This window comes from Halodesulfovibrio sp., from assembly GCF_025210605.1.
GTDB lineage: Bacteria > Desulfobacterota > Desulfovibrionia > Desulfovibrionales > Desulfovibrionaceae > Halodesulfovibrio.
In genome coordinates this window covers 1-21627 of sequence record NZ_JAOARI010000027.1, presented here as the reverse complement: position 1 = coordinate 21627, position 21627 = coordinate 1, and the positions used below count along the sequence as shown (strand labels likewise).

Here is a 21627-nt window from a genome sequence, read left to right as displayed (position 1 = left end):
AAATAATTCAAATTACTGTGTTGCCAAAGCAAGTGGCAAGAATGCAGCACAAAGTGCACAAAAAGAAATTATAATCTGACTAATGGGAAGAGGAATTTGCTGCGTCCATGCATCGGGTGAATCAAGCTTACGGGCTGCAACGGCAACGGTTTGTGTCCATGTTTTCTGGGCACAAATGCGTAGCACAGCCTGTGGCACAAGGAGAAAGCGTTGCCATTTCGAGCGTGGCGGGTTGCGAAGCTCCATAGCCTGCATGACTTGCGAAAAGGTTTTTTGAATAAGTGGAATAAAATGAATCATGAGTGCAAGGCTTAATGCTGGCTCCCAACTTCGTTTACCGAGTATAGGGCGCATGAACCATGACAACGCCAGTCCTAGCTGGCGGGCTGAACTTGTTGTTGCCAGTAGTAGCCCTATGCCTATCAGTATACTAAGGCGCAACGCTAAAATACCTGAAGAGAGAAACGCAGCTTGGTAGTCAGGGGTGATGCCTTGGAAAATGGGTGTGCAATCAAGCGCAAATTTTATCCCAGCCCAAAGAAGTATGAAATATAGATAGGTGGCAATAGTCCGTGATCCAAGAGTAAGGTGTACTTTGTTCCCTATACCAAGAATGAGAATGACTGCCGTGTAGATGCATAATGCATATGCTGGAACATGCCATGTAAGTATGCCGATAGTGGCAGCAAGAATAATTTTTAATCGCGAGTCGAAAGAAAGAAGAGATAAAGTTTTCATAATAACAACTGAGTAAAGGTGAATATGTACATCTGGCGGAGTTGTACTCGCACAGGCTGTAGCAATGACGTATTCTACGGCACATAAAGTCTGGTTGCAATTGCAGTCTACGAAGTGAGGCACATATATGAGAGATACAATAGATTTTCCAGAAAATAGCGAGTCCAAAGAAGAATATGGACAAATGCACACATCGTGTGCGTGCGCAGGGTTTCCATCTCCGGCAGATGATTATCTGGAAGGCGCACTCGATTTAAATCGACTGCTTGTACATAACGCACCTGCGACTTTTTTTATGCGCGTCAAAGGTGATTCAATGACAGGGGCGGGCATCCATACAGATGATATTCTGGTTGTGGATCGATCTGTGGAGCCGTCCCATAATGCCGTTGTGGTCGCTGTGCTTAATGGGGCATTGACAGTTAAGCGGTTATGGAAAAAGGACAATCGCGTTGCACTTGTTCCAGAAAATCCTCATTACAGGGCAGTAGAAGTTACGCATAATGAGAACTTTGAAGTATGGGGTGTGGCGACATCGGTTATCCATTCTCTTAGGAAACCATTATGAGTTTGGCTGCGTATGCCTTGGTAGATTGTAATAATTTTTACTGCTCTTGCGAACGGGTGTTCCGTCCTGACCTTGTTGGAAAGCCTGTTATTGTTCTCTCAAATAATGATGGTTGTATTATTTCCCGCTCTAATGAAGCAAAAGCCCTTGGCGTAAAAATGGCTGCTCCTTACTTTAAGCAGAAGCGTTTTCTTGAACAAAACGGGGTGGCAGTATTTTCGTCGAACTATCCTTTATATGGTGATCTTTCAGAAAGAGTTATGCATGTGCTGCGGACGTTTTGTCCAGAAATGGAAGTGTATTCGATTGATGAAGCGTTCCTGCGGCTTGATGGATTTGCTGCACATAATTTACACGAATATGCACAGCGCATTCGTGACACAGTGTATACGTGGACTGGAATTCCTGTATCCATTGGTATTGCCCCAACGAAAACGCTCGCTAAAATTGCCAGCCATATTTGCAAAAAGACGCCTGATTCATCCGGTGTATTTACGATGAATGCATTGTGGAACAATCCTGCCCAAGTTGATACGCTTTTGGAATCAATTTCTGTGAACGATATATGGGGAATCGGTAGAAAATCAGCTGAGAAACTTGCGAACTATGGTGTCACAACTGCCCGACAGTTGCGTGACAAAGAGAATGCGTGGCTACAGAAAAAGCTTACCGTAACCGGATTGTATACCGCCTTGGAATTACGCGGCATTCCTTCCATTGCACTTGAAGATGCGGCTCCTGCTCGAAAAAGTATCCGGTCATCCCGTTCGTTCGGTATACCTGTGACGGAGCGTAAAGATGCTTTGGAAGCAACCATCGCTTATACGGTGCGTGCAGCAGAAAAGCTTCGCCGTGAAGAATTGCTGGCAACAACGTTGTCTGTATTTATTAAAACAAACAAGCACCGACCGGGAGATCAACACGTAGAATACTGCGCGTGTACTCTCGATAAACCTACGGATTATACACCGTTACTTGTGCATCATGCTTCTAACTTATTGCAAAAAATATTTAGATCAGGGCATGAATATCAAAAAGTTGGCGTGTTGCTGTCAGGACTGGAATCTAAATTAAATCAGCAAGGTTCATTGTTCGAGATTGTGTCGCCTGCAACGCAACAGCAATTAGAGTCTGAATCTCGGCTAATGCACGTAACAGATGCCATAAATAAAAAATTTGGACGCGGAACCGTACAATACGCAGGAGAAGGGTTGGGGCAGCCTTGGAAAATGAAGCAAGAAAGATTGTCCCCCAGATACACAACTGACTGGGCAGAGTTGCGTGAAGTTGATTGACCCGCATTGTGTCCCATGCGCTTCGTTTTTTTAAATGATGTTACAAAGAAAGACTGCCGTCCAAGGAAGGCAGTCTTTTTAATATTGAAACTAAGGTGATAAAGCCGCGCATAAAAATTAACCAACGAGCTTGTATCGCATAATAAAAAGTTTGAAAGGGGGTCTGGGGGAAAACTTTTCAAAGTTTTCAGCCCAGCCGCCGGAGGCTCACTCGAAGAGTAAAAAGAGACCTCCCCAAGTGCTTACAAAAAAATCCAACTATTTAGTCACAGGAATAAGCATGTGAGAGAAATAGTGAGGCTTTTCCGGTGCGTCATCAATATTGCGGGCGATAATTTCCCCTTCCATGCCAAGGCGTGAAATAAATATCGCAGAATTTTTTCGATTTGTTTTGCGAAGGAGTTCTTTGAGTTCCGCGAAGTTTTTATACGTTTTTAAAATAACAGCGTTATCGACTCTGTTCAGAAGCTGTTGCGTATCTTCGGTTGCGCGTACACCGGATGCTAGCAAGAGGTTTTCACCGGATTCACAAAGAATAGTACCTGTGCGTGCAGCTGAAGCTTGATATGAGGTGATTCCCGGTACAATTGCAATAGCAAAGCTTGGGTCAAGTGCTTCGAGTGTGCGCTTCAGGTAACCGAAAGTAGAGTAAATAAGCGGATCACCTAAGGTGAGGAACGCACAGTTTTTACCTTGGCGAAGCAGGCTTGCAACTATTTTTGCGTTTTCTTCCCATGCGTGAAGCAATACTTGCTCATCACGGGTCATTGGAAATCCAAGATGCACGACTTCGACATCGGATTGCATGTGCGGCTCGGCAATGGATAGCGCTGTTGAATAATCGTTTTTAGTAGATGAAGCAGCAAGGACGATATCAACGTTTGCTAATACCTTAGTTGCTTTAATGGTGAGTAAATCCGGATCGCCTGGACCTACTCCGATGCCGTACAGTGTGCCTGATAAAGCGGACATTAGATGTCTCCTGAACTATGTGGATTGAGTTGTATTCTGGTTGGGTGCAGCAGAGCTGCTAATTCTTCTACAGCGGTTACGGCACGGGGACCGGGACGTGAATAGCTGGATTCATCAATAATATAAACGCGGTTGTTTTTTACTGCTCGAATAGTGCGGAAGTGAGCCCGTTGTCCTATCGGTTGCGGGTTCGGGTTCATAGCGCCTTTTTGGATAAGGTATACTTCCGGATCGCGCTTGATTACTTCCTCTTCATTTATGCGGACTAATTTTACAGTGACATCCATACTATTGGTTCCACCTGCATGCTCAATAATGTCATTAACAATAGAAGCGCGCCCCGCACCGAGCAGATTAGGGTAACGTACTTCAAAGAAAACAGAAGGCTTGTGTGGAACAGTTGCAAGTTGCTGTGCGACGTGCGCAAGCCTAGCTTGCAGATTGTTGCAGACGGTCTCCGCTTTATCTTCAGCAGCAGTAAGGACGCCGAGCCGCTTGATGACTGAGAATAGTTCCTTAAATGTTGTTACAGAAAAGAAAGCTACTGGAATGCCGAGCTGCTCGAGCATTTTAACGGACTCCAGTGCTTTTTTTCTGCCACCCATCTGGAGCACTATATCTGGGCGAAGTCCCGCTACAAGCTCTGGGTTAGGACGCATGTGCGTGCCTATCGACGGCTTGTTCAGGATGGAAGGCGGAAGTGTGTCCGCTTTGGTGCGGGCTACAATGATGTCTTCCTTACCTAGTTCTCCCAATATTTCGTTGAATGCTCCGTATAGTGCAATGATGCGAGTTGCAGGGCGCTGCAACTCGATTGTTCTGCCAAGGTCGTCTACGATTTTGACAGAAGCGGGATGGACTTCCGCTGATGCTGGACTCGCAAGCGCAGTACTAGCGCAAAGCAGAGCCAGGAGTAAAAAAAGCTTGGGGTGCACCAGTAACCGGATGACTGAATGTATGGATTGGTGTTTCATAAATTTGGGTCAGTTTTTCATCGGTAAAAACGTCTTCGACAGTGCCGTCCTGAACTATCCGTCCATGTTTGAGAAATATCAGACGGCTACAGTAGAGGGCAGCAAGATTAATATCGTGAATAGCTGCAATTACAGTTGTTCCGGTTGTATGTCTTTGCTTCAGCAAATCGAAAATTTCTAGGCTTCGGGCTACATCAAGACCAGAGGTTGCTTCGTCCAGAAGCAATGTGCTGGTTTGTTGTGCAAGTGCCCGTGCAATGAGTACTCGTTGAAATTCTCCACCCGAAAGCTCTCGTGCTGATTTGTATGCAAAGGCATCGGTTCCTGTGGCTTGCATGCAGCGCAAGGCAATTTCTGTATCTTCGGCACTGTATCCACCCAGAGGGGATATGTACGGATAGCGCCCCATGAGTACGAGTGACAGTGCTTCGATATCCGGTGTTTCCCCAGTATACTGCGGCACGGAAGCTATTTGGGCTGCACGTTGCTTAGGTGGTACCTGAAGCAGGTTTGTGCCGTGTAATGTTACAGAGCCTTTTAGCGGTTTGCGGATTCCTGAAAGTGCCATAAGCAGCGTAGTCTTGCCACTTCCGTTGGGTCCAAGAAGTCCGACCATTTCGCCTTGTTCTATTGATATCGAAATATCATGCAGGACAGCCTTTGAAGAATATCCCGCAGACAAATTTTTCAGAACAATACTCGCAGACATTATCGGCTACTCCGCTTCATGGAACGGTGCAGGAGCAGGCAGAAAAAAGGACCTCCAAGAAGAGCTGTGACAACGCCGACCGGCAGTTCTGCACCTTCCGAAAGAACTGTGCGTGCTAATACATCAGACCAGAGTAAAAGCAATCCGCCAATAAACGCAGAGCTTACGAGCAATGGTCTATGTTCGCCACCTTGAACAAGACGTACAAGGTGTGGCACAACTAGCCCCACAAAACCAATAACACCTGAGACCGCGACGGATGCGCCGGTAATCATGCTTGCCCCTACAAGAAGCCATAAGCGGACGCGGCTGGCATTCATGCCTAACTGTTGAGCTTGCGTTTCACCAAGAGCTAAGATGTCCAGCTCGCGAGAAAACCTCCAGATGATTGCAACCCCTAAGGTGTACCACGGTAGAATGAGCTGCACATGCTGCCAGCTTCTTCCTTGCAGACTGCCCATAATCCAGAACACAATAGATGCGACTGAATCTTCATCAAGTGATTTGACGAGCGAGATAAGCGCTGCGAGAAATGTTGCGACAACCACTCCGGCTAGTACAAGCGCATCGCGTTTGAGTTGTCCTCCCATGCTGCCAAGTGTGATAACTGCTGCAAGAGCGAGTAACGCACCTGTGAGTGCCGCAAGAGGGATAATACCTATTCCCGCAAGATACGGTATGGAACCGGACAATCCAAAAAATATAGCAACAGAAGCACCGAAAGCTGCTCCACTGGATACTCCGATAGTGAACGGATCAGCCAGTGGGTTGCGCAAAATGCCTTGGAAGACTGTGCCGGAAACAGCCAGCCCGCTTCCTATCAGTAGCGAAAGAATAATTCGACTGAACCGAATTTCCCAAACAACGATGGCATTAGTGGTTTCACCGGAGATGCCGACAGGAAAAAGGTGTTCTGCGAGTGTATGGAATACCTGCCCCAACGGGATGTTGAGCGGGCCATACGAAGAAGCCAGAACAGCAGACACTACACAAGCGCAAGCAGCAATGCTGGAAAAAAGAATGCATCGACGTGCACGACGTTGCGCAATGTCTGCTGAACTAGTCATAATTACAGAGCGCTAAACGCCTCTTTCAAGTGTGCAACCCACTGTGCAACAACAGCATCGTATTCGCCTGTACCTTTCAGTACAGTTGTAACATTGAATCCTTCTTTAGTAAGAATAGATTTCCAGCTGTCGTCTTCTGGACCAGCCATGTCGTTGTGTGCGTGGTCACCAGCAACAGACATGAGAGGCATGAGCCAAACTTTTTTGATGCCTTTAGCTTTCAGGGTAGGAATGATGTTGTCGAGAGCTGGGTAGCCTTCTACAGTGCCAACATACATATTAGAATCCTGTTCCTGAAGGTATGTAGCAAGACCAGGGTAGTAAATGTTGCCCGGATCGTGTGTGCCGTGTCCCATAAAGATAACTGCTTCATTTTTTTTACGGGCAGCAGGAACAAGTGTAGGTAAAATTTTGGACATAGAAGCAAGGTCTGCTGGAGTGTGCATCAGCGGTGCACCAACTTCAATGTGACTGATGCCTTTAGGCATGCCATTGAATGCAGAAGCTGTTTCAAGAATGTCAGAAAATTCCTGACCAGGAATTGTGTGCAAGGACTGTACAACAACATGTGTAAAGCCTTCATCACCCATCTGTGCAAGAGCAGCAGCAGGGGAAGGTACAATCATTTTTTCGGTACGTTTAATTTTATTACGGATGATTGCAGCAGAGTAAGCCCAGCGGATTTCTGTATCAGGAAATGCTTTGGCAACTTCTTCACCAATATTATCCAGAGAAACACGAGCTTCAGGTACAGATGTGCCAAATGCAACAAGTAAAATGCCCTTTTTACATTCTTTAGCTTCTCCGTGTCCAGCAAAGGCAGGGAGAGATAAACTAAAAACAAGAGCGACAGCGAGCATGAGTCGTAAAGAACGACTGCGGATCATGGCAAAAGCCTCCAACGTTTGGGGCGGGGTATATGGCGCAGAGCGGTGCATGACGCACCGATAGCGAAGAGTGTTTTGCAGAACAAGACCCCGTGTTTGCAAAATCGAGCCTGATATTCACACCGGACGAAATGTAAGGCAGGAACTTTCGTAGGTAATATTCATGAATATCTACAGTTTTCAGGCAGGTCTTCCGGCTCGTTCCTCTTTATCCGACCTTCCCGGCAGAGCCAGTGGTACAGCGTGGATAAAGATTAGATAGAACTTACGGCGGCGGGACCGCTCCCGATTTGCACGGGATTCCCTATTAGGCTTTTTGAGCACCTGAAGTGCGGCACTTTACACGCAATGAATTTGTGCGGTCAAGCAGTGATATTGTTAACTTGCAATCCAAAGATAGAGGATTGTTACGCAGATAAGGCTGCTGATACGTAAAAGCTGACTCATCAAAAGCATGGGAAAACCGATCTTAAATGTAAATACACCAGTTTGAGATGGCAGTTGGTGTCGCAGGGCGCGAATAGGAGTGGCAACAATTGTTCCAAGAACAAGGGCAAGAACTAGTTGCGTTGTTGTTAACGAACCGCCATCCAGCAGCGCTCCCGCAGCAGCAATACCAGTTGTAAATTCAGCAGCTACTGCAAAGACTACAACGCTGACTGCTTCTACAGGTAGGTAGGCGGATGTAACCCAGCCAGCTGCGGATGTTCGTAAATATTCAAACATGCCAGCTTGGTTTAGTGCATATATAAGGAAATAGACAGGAGCCGTGACAGTGCAGATGCGAGTGAATCGTCTGCGAAATGCGCTTAAAATTTTAGCTGCGGAGGTTTTTCGATTGGCAGGCTGGTCGGTTATTTCGTTATCCGTTTTATGCGGCGCAAATGTAATTCGTGTCCATATGAGTAGACCAATTGTGCGTATCAGTGCAGCAAGACCGTTAAGAGAGAGGTAGATTATTCCCGCAGTGCGCGTCATTGGTACTATGATGAAAAAAGTCGTCGGAAGATGGAGAAGAAAGACTGGAAGCCCTGTGTTAATGAGATAACTTAGTTTCATCTCCTGCAAAGAAATTTTATTTTCCTTCCAGAATGTCATGAGCATAGTGTTTGCCGCTGTTCCAGAAAAAAAAGCAGTGGTGAATGCTGCGCCGGATTCATCTTTAAGATTTCCGAAGCGCATAACTGGACGAACCAGAGTGGCAAGAAGCGGTGCCCATCCCATTCCCTCAACAGCGATACCTACAACGAGTCCTATCCCGAGAAAACAGAGCATCCTCAATAATGGGCGAATAAGTCCCGGCCATGCTTTGCCCCATGAAAGTAGGCTTGGGTCGTTTGTAAGTATGACAGCAAGCGCGGTCAGTGAACATAGTGCAGCGATGATGAGCGCCTTAGCAGATCGTTTTGGTTTGCGTTTGCGTGAGGTGGGAAAGGTAGTTGCTTGAGACATGGTTTCTCCTTGCGGTGGTGGTACGCCACCCAAAGAGTAATTTCAAGTCGTCAGATAATCAGTGCACAAGGTAACATTGGCTGCCGTTTGTTACGGAATGCCGAAGGTTGGGGTGTACGATAGGTATAAAAAATCGCGCTACAGCAAGCTGTAGCGCGTATTTTTCAATCGACTAAGCGATCAAGGAAACCGGATAGCTTTCGCCGGTACGAAAAAAGTATTTCCGCCAAACTTTGTCCGACACTCGGAGGAAATTTCTTTTCAGGAGCAGACCATTTCTCCTGCACTGGTGGCTATATACCAAGAACCATGCCATGTGTGATAATAGATTGATAAAACTGATGAAAATATTATTTATTATAAATGATAACGGTTTTCTTTGTGAAAAAGTCGAAAAAGTAGATCGATTGTCCGTGAATGCGGAAGTTTTGTCCGTAATAGCGGACAAAACTTATGTGCTCTATCCTAAAACGAGGACATCTATGTGTAGTTGCTTATTTTTTAACAGGGTATTTTTTGAGCAAATCGTACAGATACGATCTTGAAAGACCGGATAGTTTGCAAGCTGTAGCAACCTTTCCTCCCGATAACATCATAAGATGTTGAAGGTAATTTTCAAAGATTTCATCTCGAAACTCAAAGAAGGGTTTGATTGTATTGCTTGAATTTTTCTTGTCCGGAATTGCGGAAATGTAAGGTATTTTGTCCGTAATCTCGGAAATAGGTATTTCATTGCGTGTGTCAAAGCGTGGTGAAGACTGGACGATGACGACTTCTTTTGTGCGATGTGTGTTGCTATCTGCTTGAATCGTTTCAGCGGCAGCAACAAGAGCACGTTCTTCTTCGGGATTACCATTAGAAGAACTTGCTTGCACAGGAGTTCGCCCCTGTATTGATGGACGTGTTTGCTCCACAGGTGAAGTTGCCAGCCTTGCTGTATAGTTATCAGGGGCATTTTCTAATTCGCTGATGCTACAAGACGCACCTTGGTGCAACGGAACTTGGTTGCTTTCGGTAAGGGCTTTAATTTCCTGCTGGGTCTTGTCAGCTGCAGCGCGCGCAATATTGATGCGGATATGATCGGGAAGGTGACGGCTAAAAATTTTAGGCGTTTCTTTGGCTGCTAGTACAGCACGTTCCAGAGTATGTATCAGCTCTCGAACATTTCCCGGCCATGAGTATTCCTTGGCTAGGTCAAGCAAGTCTGGAGAAATGCCTTTGGCTGGCATGCCGTATTTTCCGCAGAGTTGTTTCACATAGTGCTCAATAAGATGCGGGAGGTCGTCGGTTCTGTCACGAAGAGGCGGAAGAGCCATAACCACGGTGCGGATTCGGAAAAGCAGGTCGCTACGGAAGGTTCCGCGGGCAACCATCTCATCCAGATTTCTGTTTGTTGCACAAATTAATCTGAAATCTGATGTTTTTTCTGTACGTGCTCCCACAGGGCGGAATCGATGTTCCTGCAATACTCGAAGGAAAATTTTCTGCATAGCCAGCGGCAGTTCACCTACTTCATCAAGAAAAAGCGTACCGTTGTGGGCTTGCGCTACAAGTCCTTCTCTATCTTTGTCTGCTCCTGTAAAGGCTCCTTTCTGGTGTCCGAATAAGATAGAACTTGCGAGAGTTCGAGACATGGATGCACAGTCCACCGCCACAAAAGGACCATTTGCACGAAGACTGTTTTCGTGCACGGCACGGGCAAAAACTTCTTTACCTACCCCTGTTTCACCAAGAAGTAATGCAGATGCATCAGAGGATGCGGCTTCCGCCACAAGTGAAAGGCATTTTTTGATACCGGCACTATTACCGATAATCCCGCTGCGTTTGAGTTTTACAGATCCATTGCGGGCGGGACGTTTGCCCCTGTAGTCAATGGCACGAATAAGCGGAAGCACCATGCGATCAATGGCGCTTTGTTTTTCGACATAGTCCCATGCTCCGTTGCGGATTGCTTTTTCTGCTCCGTCAGGAGTCGGTGTTCCTGTCATGACAATAATTTCAGGATGGCCGCGCATGGCGTTGAGTTGCGCAATCGCTAGCAGACCGTTTCCATCTGGGAGCTGTGTATTAAGGTATACGATGTCTGTGTCGTGTTTGCGACCGGATGCAAAGGCTTCCGCAAGAGATTTAGCCTGCTTGCTTCGATGTCCAAGACCGGTAACAATCGAAGCTAATGTTTCGGAAAAAACAGGGTCGTGATCGATAATAAGAACGCGCGCCATACCCTACTCCTGATGGTCTTCCAGTGCAGATTGCACAAGCTGAAAAATTCTATTGGTGTTCAATGGCTTATGTGCCAGCGTCGGTACTCCTGCTTCCAGTGCAATCTCGCTTGTTATCGGGTCTGTTGGGTCAGCGCATAAAACCAGACGTGTTGACGGGTGCACTCCCAGCAGGATGCGCGCAAATTCAAGTCCGTTCATTTGAGGCATTGCAAATGTCGAAATGATTAAGTCAAAGGAATCAGGTGATTCAAGGAAAAGTCGTAGTGCCTCTACGCTGCCGGAAACAGCCTCAATACGGTACCCAAGGGGAACGAGCAGGCTTCTCCATTTCCGGATTTCTTGTTCTTCAGGTGAGACAAGCAAAATACGTTCGCTCCCTAATCTTGGAGACGGGGCAATAGGAAGTGATTGGTCAATTTCCTGATCGTAAAACGGGATATACAAACAGAAGGTAGAGCCAAGTCCTTCTTCGGATAACACGGTAATACCACCATCATGCGCACGGGCTATACCGTGAGCAACTGCAAGCCCCAACCCTTGTGCATCTTCGTGCCCGCGAGTGGTAAAAAATGGATCAAAAATTCTTGGAAGAAGTTGTTCAGGAATACCGACACCTGAATCTTGAACGGTAATTCGAAGATATTTCCCGGGGATAAGGTCGGCTCGGAATGCTCCTGTGCGCTCATCAAATTCTACTTCTGCCATGCGTACAGTAATGCGCCCTTCGGTGTGAATTGACAGTAGCGCATTTTCTAGCAAATTATCGATGACCTGTCGTATCTGTCCCGCATCGGCAAGTACTGTCCGATTATTCGCGCTGATCTCTTCAAAAAGTTGGATGTGGGTAGGCAGGGTAGAACGGAAATCGCCAATAGCTTCTGTAAGAACAGGTTGCATGGTCGTAGGACGCATTTCACCTTTTCCCTGTCTGCTGATGGTTTGAAATTGCTTAATGAGAGCCATCGCACTATTGGCAGAACCCAAAATTGTATTGAGATTCCGTTGTACCTGTTCATTGCCCGAACTTTGTTTGAGTGCAGATTCTGTGCTGCTCACAATTGGGCGGATGAGTGTGCTGAAGTCTGATGCAATACCTCCGGCAACAATTCCTATAGCCTCCATACGTTGTGACTGACGAATCTGCTCGTCTATGATGGCTTGCTCTGTTTCTGCATCTTTACGCTCGGTGATATCAACAAGAGTTCCTTCATAGTATTTGATGGAACCTTTTACAGTGTACACGGTTCGGGCGTTGATAAGTACCCACATGAGCAGACCGTCGCGACGGCGAAATTGCATTTCAAAATTTCTAACTTCGCCTCTATTTTTTAGCTCGGTCAGCAGATCTAAAAATCGTGCAGCATCAAGTGTTACCTTGTCTTTATCAACAGGGAAGTTGCGGATCATTTCACCGGGAGATGCATAGGCAAATATTTTTGCCAGCGCCGGATTGACGAGAAGAAAACGCCCGTTACGGGCTTTGCGAAACATTCCCTCCACAGCATTATCAAAAAAACTACGCACGTCAGTTTCGTCCTTCTGAGAAGGGCGGACGTGGATATGACGGGAAGATTGGATGGAAGCGGGTGTCGACATAGGGGCACAATACGCACCCCGCAAGCACATGGCAATGGCGATTTTGCGCTTGCTATGGGCGGTCGATTATAGCGCCTGCGTACCCGACAACTTGTGATGAATCGCCTGTGACAGCGCCGGAATTTGTATATTCTACAATTTCAGCCTGTGTTGCTCCCAGTGCTTCGCAGGCGATAAGACCGACAGTCATCGGGAGTACACCGCACATGCTTATGTTGTTTCGGACAACCGTGGAAAGAAGCCCTTGTGCGTCAATTGACTGAACATAAGAAAGTGCGAGCGTGTCCATTTTTTTTGCAGCTTCCGCAGAGACGTAGTGGCTCATATCTGAGCTGACAACAATGCAGCTGTCAGGATTTTGCTGAAGCGCGCTGGCAAGCACTGTACCTGCGAATGCAAGTGTTTCTTGATTGCTGGTGGCAATTGCTACCGGAACAATACGTGCTTTTGGTGCTGCAATTTGAATGAAAGGCAAGAGTACTTCGAGAGAGTGTTCACCTATGTGTGCCAGTGTGTCAGCTTCAAAAAAAGAATTTGCTGCCAACAGCTGGTCGCGTGCATGCATGTCTATAGGAACTGCCCCGAGAGGAGTTTCCCAGCTGCCGCCACTCCATACGGATATCGGTGCTCCTCGACCCGTATGATTCGGGCCGAGGAGATATATTGTATTCGAAAGGTTGGATGAGCCGAAGGTACAGCCAGCGGTTTGACCGGAGTACATGTAGCCAGCGTGTGGAGCCATTGCAAGAAGAGTACGGGCACTGCGTTTGATACCACGTTGCAGATATGCTTCTACTTCTTCACGGAGCTTTTGTGCGCTTGCAGTATAAAACTGCCCTGCAACAACAGGTGTACGAGTAGCAGCGGTTGTTCCGGCTGTATTCATCAGGCACTCCTTCAAAGGCTTTGCGTCGGCTTATTCCTACAATTTATAGATTTCCTGTAGGAGAGTAGGATGATGCATCATTTGAAAGACCATATGTATTGAGGTCGGATGTCGCCATTCTGCCGTACAGGGACTTAGGGTCTGCTGCAACTAACTGGGTAAGAATATCTTTCCACTTCGCAGTATCGCCTGTCTTTTTGTATAGGGTAGCAATTCTGTACCGCATTGCCGGATATCCCGGATCGCCTTCCGGTACGGCTATTGCGAGTTCTCTTGCCCACTCAAGTGCATCGTCAGAGCGTCCTGTTCGTTCGGTAATGTCTACAAGTGAATTAAGCAGATCTCTGATTTTACTTGTGTCAGCTTTTTCTGGGTCTTTAGCCGCAATTTCTTTAAAGGTGCGTAATGCTTCGAGGCTAAGCTTGTATGCTAGCTCAAAGTCTTCGCGCCTTTCGGCATCTCGTGCAAGGAAGTAGTTGATATACGCTTCTTTGCTCCGCGGCATATCTTCAACTTTTTTGAGTCGAGCCCATAAGTTAACGGCTTTTTCTGGATCATTGAGGTTTTCGTATGCCAGAGCCACTGCGTAGTCGAGTTGGTCTCTACTTTCTTTGTTAAGTTCCCATAACTCAATGCGGCGCGCCAGCTCAATGATACCGTTCCACTGTTCATTATCGACGAATACTGAAAGTGCGAGGCTTAAGCCCATTTCTGAATATTGAGGCACTTTGAGGTTCTGGAAGAAAGGATCAAGAATTTCCAGCGCTTTGCTCGGTTTATCTTTTTTCCACATAGAAAGAGCGAGCGCAACACGGCTTTCAGGAGTAAGTTGTGGCTCCTGATTGTGTACAATAGGGAAGTCGTCCCATATTTGTAGAATTTTCTCGTAGTTTTCTTCTTTAATGTTGTTTGCAGTCAAAATACTGAAGGAGCGCATGGCAACTTCTTTGACACGTGGAATCAGCACATGATTCGGGTATTTTTCTTTAAATGCTGAAGCCGTTGCAAGAGCTTCAGGATGCTGGTTGTTCCACAAGTACCAGATAGCTTTTTTTAATCTTGCAAGTGGAGCAATTTTACTTTCGGAATGCTCCGTAATAATTTTAGAATAAATCTCAAGTGGCTTTAAGCTGTATGGCTTATCAAACACTGAGAACATATCTGAAATTGTCGGAGTATCGTATTTGCCTTCTTCTGCAAGACGCATGAGCGATACAAGACCACCGTCACGATCTGGAAACTTGCGTACTGCTTCTTCGTAAATTTCACGTGCAGCTTCAAATTCTTCAGTTTCGAGATAAATATCACCGAGACGGGCAAGAACCATATCGGCATCGTCACCATCAGGATCAATGTTGTAGTATGTCCAATAGTGCGTACGTGCTTCATCCGGTTTACCGAGACGATACGCAACATCACCCATTTGACTCAGGAATGGCGGATAGTCGAGATAGAAGCGCGGCCAACGTTTTTTAACGTAGTCAACAATTTGGTAAGCCTGCTCGTAGTAGGCAAGTTGGTACAAAGACTTTGCAAGCCCGACACCAGCTTCGCGCACGAATTTAGTGTCTGGATATTTCTGTACAATGTATTGGAAATTATCCGCAGCTTTCTGCCATTCTTTTTCTTTAAAGTAATGTTCACCCCAATAGTAGTAGGTAGATGGTACCAGATCATCTTTAGGGTGGTTGTGGCGCAGGATGTTAAAATACGCACCAGCTTCGCGCACATTACCTATTTTAAGGTTAGTATAGCCAAGACGCAACAGGTAGCTAGGAACCTTAGGACTTTTAAGGTCAAAGTTCATTGCTTCTGTGGTAGCAGCAATAATTTTTTCGTAATTTTCTGGCAGGCTGTCCTTGCCCATTGCGTATGTTGTATCAGCAATACCATCCAGAACATCAGCACGTTCTTTCTTGGTTAGGGTCGGAACCCGCTTGAGTTCTTTGTAGCTTTCAAGGGCTTCATCGTACACACCGTTATTAAGCGCCATTTTAGCGAGCTTAAGTAGGTGGCTAGGACTAGGCGGTGGTGCAACTTTGTTGCCGTTTTTGTCTACCCAAATAACTTCAGTTTCTTCTTTTTCCGTGCTGACAACTTTTTCCAACTTCTTTTCTGGAACAGAGATGTTGCCCACTGGAGGCATTGGCTCTTTAGTTGCACTCGGTGAAGGCTGTACTTTTTTTACTGGAGCGTTCGATGGTCTGCTTTGTTTGGCAGGAGCTACTGGTGCACTTTGTACTGATTGAGGCTGCACAGGTGCATCTTGAGCAGGTTCTGCTGTAGAAGGTTTTGCAACCCAGTTGTCAGGTCCACCGGAGTTTACACGGGAACGGAAAACGTTTTTCGGTGAGTAGAAAGGACGTTTTTCTTTATTACGGTTCGATCCCGCTTTGATGGGTGATGCGGCAGATTGCTGCGCTTTTGGTGACGCTGCAACAGGCGCAGCCTGAGCTTTTTTAGGAGCTTGTTTGCCTGAAGCAGATTTCTGCTGAGATGATGCAGGGGTAAATTTGCCTTTGGAGTCAGGATAGATGTCAATTGCAATTTTATTATTGCTTGATCGGCTTGTTTTATAGCGGAACGACGTTACTTTAGTACGGATAAGTAACTTTTTAGTACCGTGCTTTGGAGCAGCTAAATATTTGGCAGTACTAATGCGGTTCCCATTTTTGATTGGGTTAAATACTTTAACAGCCTGCGTATGCTGAGGCGTGACAAATGTCAGCTCATTACTTCCGGTACGAGAAAGCGTAAAATTTTTGACTGGAGTGTCAAAAGAAATAACAAGGCGCTCAAACGTTGGATGTTTGCCCCAATACCAAGAGGCAGCTTGGGTTTTAGCCGGTACTACAACTGACAAAAAACCTGCTGCTATTATGAGCCAGATATGTCTGGAACGTATATATTTTATCACAGCTATCTCAGTGCAATTAATGTGCAAGAAAAAGACGCAAGAAACGTTAATTGGATAATCTTGTTTGTATTATTTTGCAACATACTTAAAAAATTAATCAATTTTTTTCTTTTTAAGCTTTTCAATTAAAGTTGTGCGTTTGACGCCCAATATTTCGGCTGCCTGATTTTTGATACCGTTTGCTTGCTGAAGCGCTTCGAGCAGGAGTTTTTCTTCAACAGTATCAAGGAAATCTTTAAGCGGAAGCTTTTGGTCATTTAAGTCTTGAATACATGGCCACTGGAATCCGACCTGCTGCTGACGCACAGGGTCTGGAGAAACCGGCTCAGGAAGTTCTGCGACAACACCAACTTCGTCTAATATTTTTGGTGGTAAATCGGCTGGTGTAATAACATTGGCATCGCACAAAATAGTCATGCGTTCCATAAAGTTTTCCAGTTCACGCACGTTTCCTGGCCAGCTGTATGCGGCAAGAATTTTGCGCGTATCCTGAGATAGTGTGAGTCGTGAGCGTTGTTGTTTTTCGCTGAACTTTTGTAAAAAGTGTTCACAAAGTAATAAAATATCGCCGCCACGCTCCCGTAATGCAGGTAGTTGCAGGGGGATAACGTTCAGGCGGTAATAAAGGTCTTCTCTAAATCGACCAGCTTTAACTTCGCTTTCTAAATCACGGTTTGTTGCTGCAACTATACGTACATCAACATTTTTAATGGTGGAGCCACCGACTCGTTCGATTTCTTTTTCTTGTAAAACTCGTAAAATTTTGACCTGAAGTGTCAGGTCCATTTCACCAATTTCATCTAGAAAAATCGTTCCACCGTCTGCTAGTTCAAAGCGACCGGGACGAGAACGAATGGCATGTGTGAACGCACCTTTTTCATGACCGAAGAGCTCGGATTCAAGAAGGTCGCGTGGAATTGCACCGCAGTTTATAGGAACAAACGGGGCATTGTTACGGGTACTATTTGCATGCAGGGAACGCACCAGTAATTCTTTACCAGTGCCAGACTCGCCAGTAACTAATACTGTGCTGTCTGTTGGGGCTACTTTAGCCAGAACACCGAACACGTCTTGCATGGCAGCAGACTGTCCAATTGTTCCAAGTTTGTTAAGACTCATTTCCTCTCCGATTAATTACGTCCCCCTGCTAACGCATCCCCTTCAGGCTAATGACTGTCAAGTTTATGACGTTAAGTCAATAGAAAAGTTACCAACGTATATAGAGGCTTACCTTATTTAAAAATCAACGTAAGGCAAGTTTTTTGTTATAGTGAAAATAATATTATGAGAGCAGAATTGTATTTTCAGTTTCTATATACAATGACGAATATAGAAAAAATATATTGCAAGCGTGAATTTGAGTTTTGAAACGTGACATTATGCAAAATGTACGGAAAATTAGGTCTGCATTTACATAAAGAAAACGAAAAATATTTTTTACTGTATCAAAATTAAAAAATGTGCAGTTACAATTTATTCTTTCATTCTATATTAAGATTTATTTTTGTTTTTTTGTGTGAGTTTTTTGTGTTACCTGCAAAATATATTGTAATAATCCATTCTTGTTTATTAACTTGTATAAATAAAAAATGGTAGAAATTTACAATTATGGTGCATTTGGTAACATTTTTTAAACTCATAGTGTTTTTTAGTAATATATACAAGTTACAAAAGTACTCTCTATATATGGAGATGTGAACACACATGGTACTACGGTACATATATGAATCGTTGCGTTGACAGCAGTGTGGGGGGATGTATACTTTTTTGAAAACAATTCGATAATGTCGAGGAACCTATCATGTCTCAACAATCTATTGAACGTGCGACCCGAGTGCTCGGGTTGTTCACCTTTGAACATCCAAGCTGGCGTGTAAGTGACATTGCAAAGACCCTCGATCTTGCTGTCGGTACTACGCATGGCATTGTAAAGGCGCTAGCTAAAAGTGATTATCTCGCGCAGGACCCTGCGTCTAAAGAATATAAATTAGGCTTGAAACTTATGGAGCTTGGTTCGTTGCAGTCAGCAACATACGAGCTTAACCGAAAGTCTGCGACGCCTGTCACATATCTTGCCCAACATACAAATACTATCGGCAGGGTCGGCGTGCTCTACCATAATGCAATTCTTACTACATTAAGTACTGACCATCAGGAATGGCATCCTTCTTCCTACATAGGGCCTACTGTTCCGGCATATTGCACAGGAATGGGGAGGGCTATTTTGTCACAGCTTCTTATGCGTGAGCTAGTAGAACACTTGGCGACGGTGCAGCTGCTTCCGTATACTCCTAAGACGTTAACAGACCCGGTCGCATTGCATGAAGAAATTAGTGCAACCCGTGAGCGTGGTTACTCGTTGGTTTTTGGAGAAACATTAATACACTTGAATACAATCGGTGCTCCGGTGTTTGGCGCGGAAGGTAAAGTTATTGGTGCAATCAGCGTAAGCGGTACAAGCGATATAATCGGTCCTGATACTGATATAACAAGTTTTGCGAATCGGCTTATGGATGTTGCTTCAGAAATTTCTGTGCAAATGGGATATAGAGCTCAACCAAAATTTGTGGACGGTACATAATGTATAATTACGACGCCTTTTCGCATGCCAAAACTACAGCGCACATTGATTTTGATACGATTACAGAAATCTTTGCACAGGCGCATAGTGAGGGACGCTTTTCATTATACGAACACGAAGTGTACCGTGTGATGGAGAGTATTGGTTCTGAAACTCCGCCTACAGTTAGATTGATTCCACGAGGGACTAGACCGTCTGATGATGAGTTGATGAGCATTCCCGGTGAAAAAATTGTACTCAAAATTGTATCGCCGACGATTGTTCACAAAACAGAAGTCGGTGGAGTGCGTATTGTAGATCGTGAACCAAGTAAAATTCGTTCTGCATGGCGTCGTATGATGTATGAAGTTCCCGAAAAATATGCACGCTGGATAGAGCAGCATCCAGATGCTTCTCCAGAAGAATATGCTGGACTGTCAGGTTCAGCGCTAGAGGAGGCAATCGCTCTTGACTTAAAAGGGGTGCTGCTCGTTCAGTTTATGCCGCCGGACTCTGACGCATTCGGCAATGAGCTGATTGTCGGCATCAGACGAACCCGTGAATTTGGTATGGTCTTGAGTGCAGGGCTTGGGGGCACGGATGCTGAATTATATGCAGAGCGATTCAAAAAGAGTCAGGCAATTGTTGCGGCATCCACCAGATTGACCGATGGAGAGGCATTCTTTAGCCATTTCAGACAAACAATTTCTTTTGAGAAGTTGGCGGGTCGCACCAGAGGGCAGGAGCGTATCGTTTCCGACGATCAGTTGCTTGAATGCTTCGATGCCTGCATTTTGCTGGCTAACTATTATTCTCCAACAAACCCTGACGCTCCTTTTATAATAGATGAGTTTGAAATCAACCCGTTCGCCTTCACAGATTTTCTCATGGTTCCCCTTGATGGGCTGTGTAAATTTTCGTTACCAGATCAAACAGCATCATCGCGTCCTGTTGCAAAAATAAAAAGTCTGCTCCATCCTGAATCAATTGGTATTATGGGGGTATCAGCATCTCGTGAAAATTTCGGGCGTACTATTTTGCGAAACGTTCTTGCAGAAGGATACCCGAAAGAACAAGTGCGGATTATTCGTGATGGATGTGAGGAGATTGATGGAGTCCAATGCATTCCATCTGTAAATGCCAATGGCAAATTAGATATGCTTGTGGTTGCAGTTCCTGCCAAGCAGATTCCGGCTGTTGTCGATGAAGTGATTGCAACGGATGCTGCTGACAGCGTCATGCTTATTGCTGGTGGTCTGGGAGAAACTGAAGAAAGTTTTGAGCGGGCGCAAAAGGTGATTGCAAAAATCAACACGGCGCACGATTCAAGTGATGGTGGGCCCGTATTTATCGGTGCAAATTGCATGGGCATAGTTTCCCGTCCCGGTGGATACAATACGTGGTTTATTCCAGAGAATAAATTTCCGAAAAACGGGTTGGGCACACCACGCCGCGCAGCGTTAGTGAGTCAGAGCGGAGCATTTATGCTGTATGGTTTAAGCCGCTACCCGCATCTTTTACCTAATTACATGATCTCGATGGGGAATCAGACTGACCTCACTTTGGGGGATATGGTTACCTATCTTAAAGATGATGAAAACGTCGATGTCATCGCTGTCTACGCAGAAGGATTCAATGATCTTGATGGATTAGCATTTTGTCGTGCGGTGCGCGAAGCTGTGCTGGCTGGTAAAGAAGTTGTTTTCTATAAAGCTGGTCGCACTCCGGAAGGTAAATCTGCAACAAGTGGGCATACTGCATCATTAGCAGGTGACTATATGGTTGCGGAAAGCTGTGTGCGTCAGGCTGGTGCTGTAGTGGCACAGACCGTGGAACAGTTTCAGGATTTATTTATGTTGGCAGAGACACTGCATTGCAAAAAGGTTGAAGGCAATCGCCTTGGTGCAATCAGCGGCGCAGGGTTTGAAGCCGTTAGCATGGCAGATAGCCTTGATGTTGGTACGTTTTCAATGAAGCTTGCACCGTTTTCGGAAAAAGCAACTAACGGGTTTCGTGCTCTCTTAAAAGAAAAGCGTCTGGATTCTCTTGTATCCATCGCAAATCCTATGGATTTGACTCCTGCCGGTGATGATGAACTGCATGTTGAAGTAGCAAAAATTATGCTGGATGAACCAACCGTAGATGCTGTTGTTCTGGCACTGACCCCGCTTAGTCCGGTAATGCAATCGCTCGATACAGATACAAGTGACCCGTTCAGCATGCACAACAAGGAAAGCATCCTTTCGCGTACCATGGCACTTGCAACGTTGTCAGAGAAACCGCTCGTATGTGCCTCTGATGGTGGTGAGTTATTTCAGCCGTTGCGCGAAGCATTGAATGAAGCAGGAATCCCTGTGTTCCAAACAGCAGATAGAGCTGTCGCAGCATTAGCACGTTACCTGCAATCGCGATTGCATAGTAAATCAATACGCTGTGGTGGATGCGGTATCCGATAATTTTTTTGATGCCTTCGGCGAGTCTCCGACGGGCAGGCGGGCGCTGCCCCCTGCACCCCCGCAAGGGGACGCGTCCCCTTGACCCCGATTAGGTGAATGTTTTTTTAGTAATAAAGAAAGGGTGGAGTTATTTAACTCCACCCTTTCTTATATCCCTACTTATGTTCAAGCCGTGCACGAAACTAAAAAACGAAAGAACTCGTAAGTAAAAAGTTTTGAAGGGGGTCTGGGGGAAACTTTGCAAAAGTTTCAGCCCAGCCGCCGGAGGCATCAGTAAGAATACTAGGAAGCGATTCGGTAATATTTTTTGTTGCCTTCGGCGAAC

The 21627-nt window shown here is 45.6% G+C and carries 16 protein-coding genes and 1 riboswitch; of the genes, 4 read left to right on the top strand and 12 right to left on the bottom strand.

Going from position 1 to position 21627, the window contains the following annotated elements:
- Positions 1-12: 12 nt before the first annotated feature.
- Complete coding sequence (locus tag N4A56_RS10225; protein WP_295547055.1) at positions 13-738, bottom strand: energy-coupling factor transporter transmembrane component T; 726 nt, start codon at positions 736-738, stop codon at positions 13-15.
- A gap of 127 nt (positions 739-865) precedes the next feature.
- Between N4A56_RS10225 and umuD the strand changes: the two genes are divergently transcribed.
- Both umuD and N4A56_RS10215 read left to right on the top strand, forming a co-directional pair.
- The gene (gene umuD, locus N4A56_RS10220; protein WP_295547053.1) at positions 866-1306 is read left to right on the top strand and encodes a translesion error-prone DNA polymerase V autoproteolytic subunit; all 441 of its coding nucleotides are present in this window, start codon (positions 866-868) and stop codon (positions 1304-1306) included.
- Positions 1303-2601, top strand: coding sequence for a Y-family DNA polymerase (locus tag N4A56_RS10215; RefSeq protein ID WP_295547052.1), 1299 nt, complete (start codon positions 1303-1305; stop codon positions 2599-2601). The genes umuD and N4A56_RS10215 overlap by 4 nt, the downstream gene beginning before the upstream one ends.
- Before the next feature lie 258 nt (positions 2602-2859).
- Here the strand turns inward: N4A56_RS10215 and cobI are convergent, their stop codons facing one another.
- The 11 genes from cobI to N4A56_RS10160 form a co-directional block, all read right to left on the bottom strand.
- A complete protein-coding gene (cobI, locus tag N4A56_RS10210; RefSeq protein WP_295547050.1) occupies positions 2860-3573 on the bottom strand; it encodes a precorrin-2 C(20)-methyltransferase in 714 nt (237 codons plus the stop codon).
- Positions 3573-4547, bottom strand: coding sequence for an ABC transporter substrate-binding protein (locus N4A56_RS10205; protein ID WP_295547047.1), 975 nt, complete (start codon positions 4545-4547; stop codon positions 3573-3575). The genes cobI and N4A56_RS10205 overlap by 1 nt, the downstream gene beginning before the upstream one ends.
- Positions 4465-5256, bottom strand: coding sequence for an ABC transporter ATP-binding protein (locus N4A56_RS10200; protein ID WP_295547042.1), 792 nt, complete (start codon positions 5254-5256; stop codon positions 4465-4467). Before N4A56_RS10200 ends, N4A56_RS10205 begins: the two co-directional genes overlap by 83 nt.
- Positions 5256-6323: an iron ABC transporter permease gene (locus N4A56_RS10195; protein ID WP_295547039.1), complete on the bottom strand. Its 1068-nt coding sequence runs from the start codon at positions 6321-6323 to the stop codon at positions 5256-5258. The genes N4A56_RS10200 and N4A56_RS10195 overlap by 1 nt, the downstream gene beginning before the upstream one ends.
- A gap of 2 nt (positions 6324-6325) precedes the next feature.
- Positions 6326-7210, bottom strand: coding sequence for a sirohydrochlorin cobaltochelatase (locus tag N4A56_RS10190; protein ID WP_295547036.1), 885 nt, complete (start codon positions 7208-7210; stop codon positions 6326-6328).
- Between the two features lie 165 nt (positions 7211-7375).
- A riboswitch (cobalamin riboswitch) is annotated at positions 7376-7553 on the bottom strand.
- A gap of 35 nt (positions 7554-7588) precedes the next feature.
- Positions 7589-8662, bottom strand: coding sequence for a nucleoside recognition domain-containing protein (locus N4A56_RS10185; RefSeq protein ID WP_295547033.1), 1074 nt, complete (start codon positions 8660-8662; stop codon positions 7589-7591).
- A 494-nt stretch (positions 8663-9156) separates the two neighbouring features.
- Positions 9157-10884: a sigma-54 dependent transcriptional regulator gene (locus N4A56_RS10180; protein WP_295547030.1), complete on the bottom strand. Its 1728-nt coding sequence runs from the start codon at positions 10882-10884 to the stop codon at positions 9157-9159.
- Between the two features lie 3 nt (positions 10885-10887).
- Positions 10888-12483: an ATP-binding protein gene (locus tag N4A56_RS10175; protein WP_293669855.1), complete on the bottom strand. Its 1596-nt coding sequence runs from the start codon at positions 12481-12483 to the stop codon at positions 10888-10890.
- A gap of 52 nt (positions 12484-12535) precedes the next feature.
- Positions 12536-13369: an AmmeMemoRadiSam system protein B gene (amrB, locus tag N4A56_RS10170; RefSeq protein WP_295547027.1), complete on the bottom strand. Its 834-nt coding sequence runs from the start codon at positions 13367-13369 to the stop codon at positions 12536-12538.
- A 43-nt stretch (positions 13370-13412) separates the two neighbouring features.
- Positions 13413-16232 carry a tetratricopeptide repeat protein gene (locus N4A56_RS10165; RefSeq protein WP_295547024.1) on the bottom strand — a complete coding sequence of 940 codons (2820 nt, stop codon included), beginning with the start codon at positions 16230-16232 and terminating at the stop codon, positions 13413-13415.
- A 147-nt stretch (positions 16233-16379) separates the two neighbouring features.
- Positions 16380-17405, bottom strand: coding sequence for a sigma-54 dependent transcriptional regulator (locus N4A56_RS10160; RefSeq protein WP_293669852.1), 1026 nt, complete (start codon positions 17403-17405; stop codon positions 16380-16382).
- Between the two features lie 682 nt (positions 17406-18087).
- Here N4A56_RS10160 and N4A56_RS10155 point away from each other — a divergent pair.
- Positions 18088-18867 (top strand): IclR family transcriptional regulator, encoded by a 780-nt coding sequence (locus N4A56_RS10155; protein WP_293669851.1) that lies wholly within the window; start codon positions 18088-18090, stop codon positions 18865-18867.
- On the top strand, positions 18867-21302 hold the full coding sequence (locus N4A56_RS10150) for an acetate--CoA ligase family protein (protein ID WP_295547020.1): 2436 nt from the start codon (positions 18867-18869) through the stop codon (positions 21300-21302). The genes N4A56_RS10155 and N4A56_RS10150 overlap by 1 nt, the downstream gene beginning before the upstream one ends.
- Positions 21303-21627 lie beyond the last annotated feature (325 nt).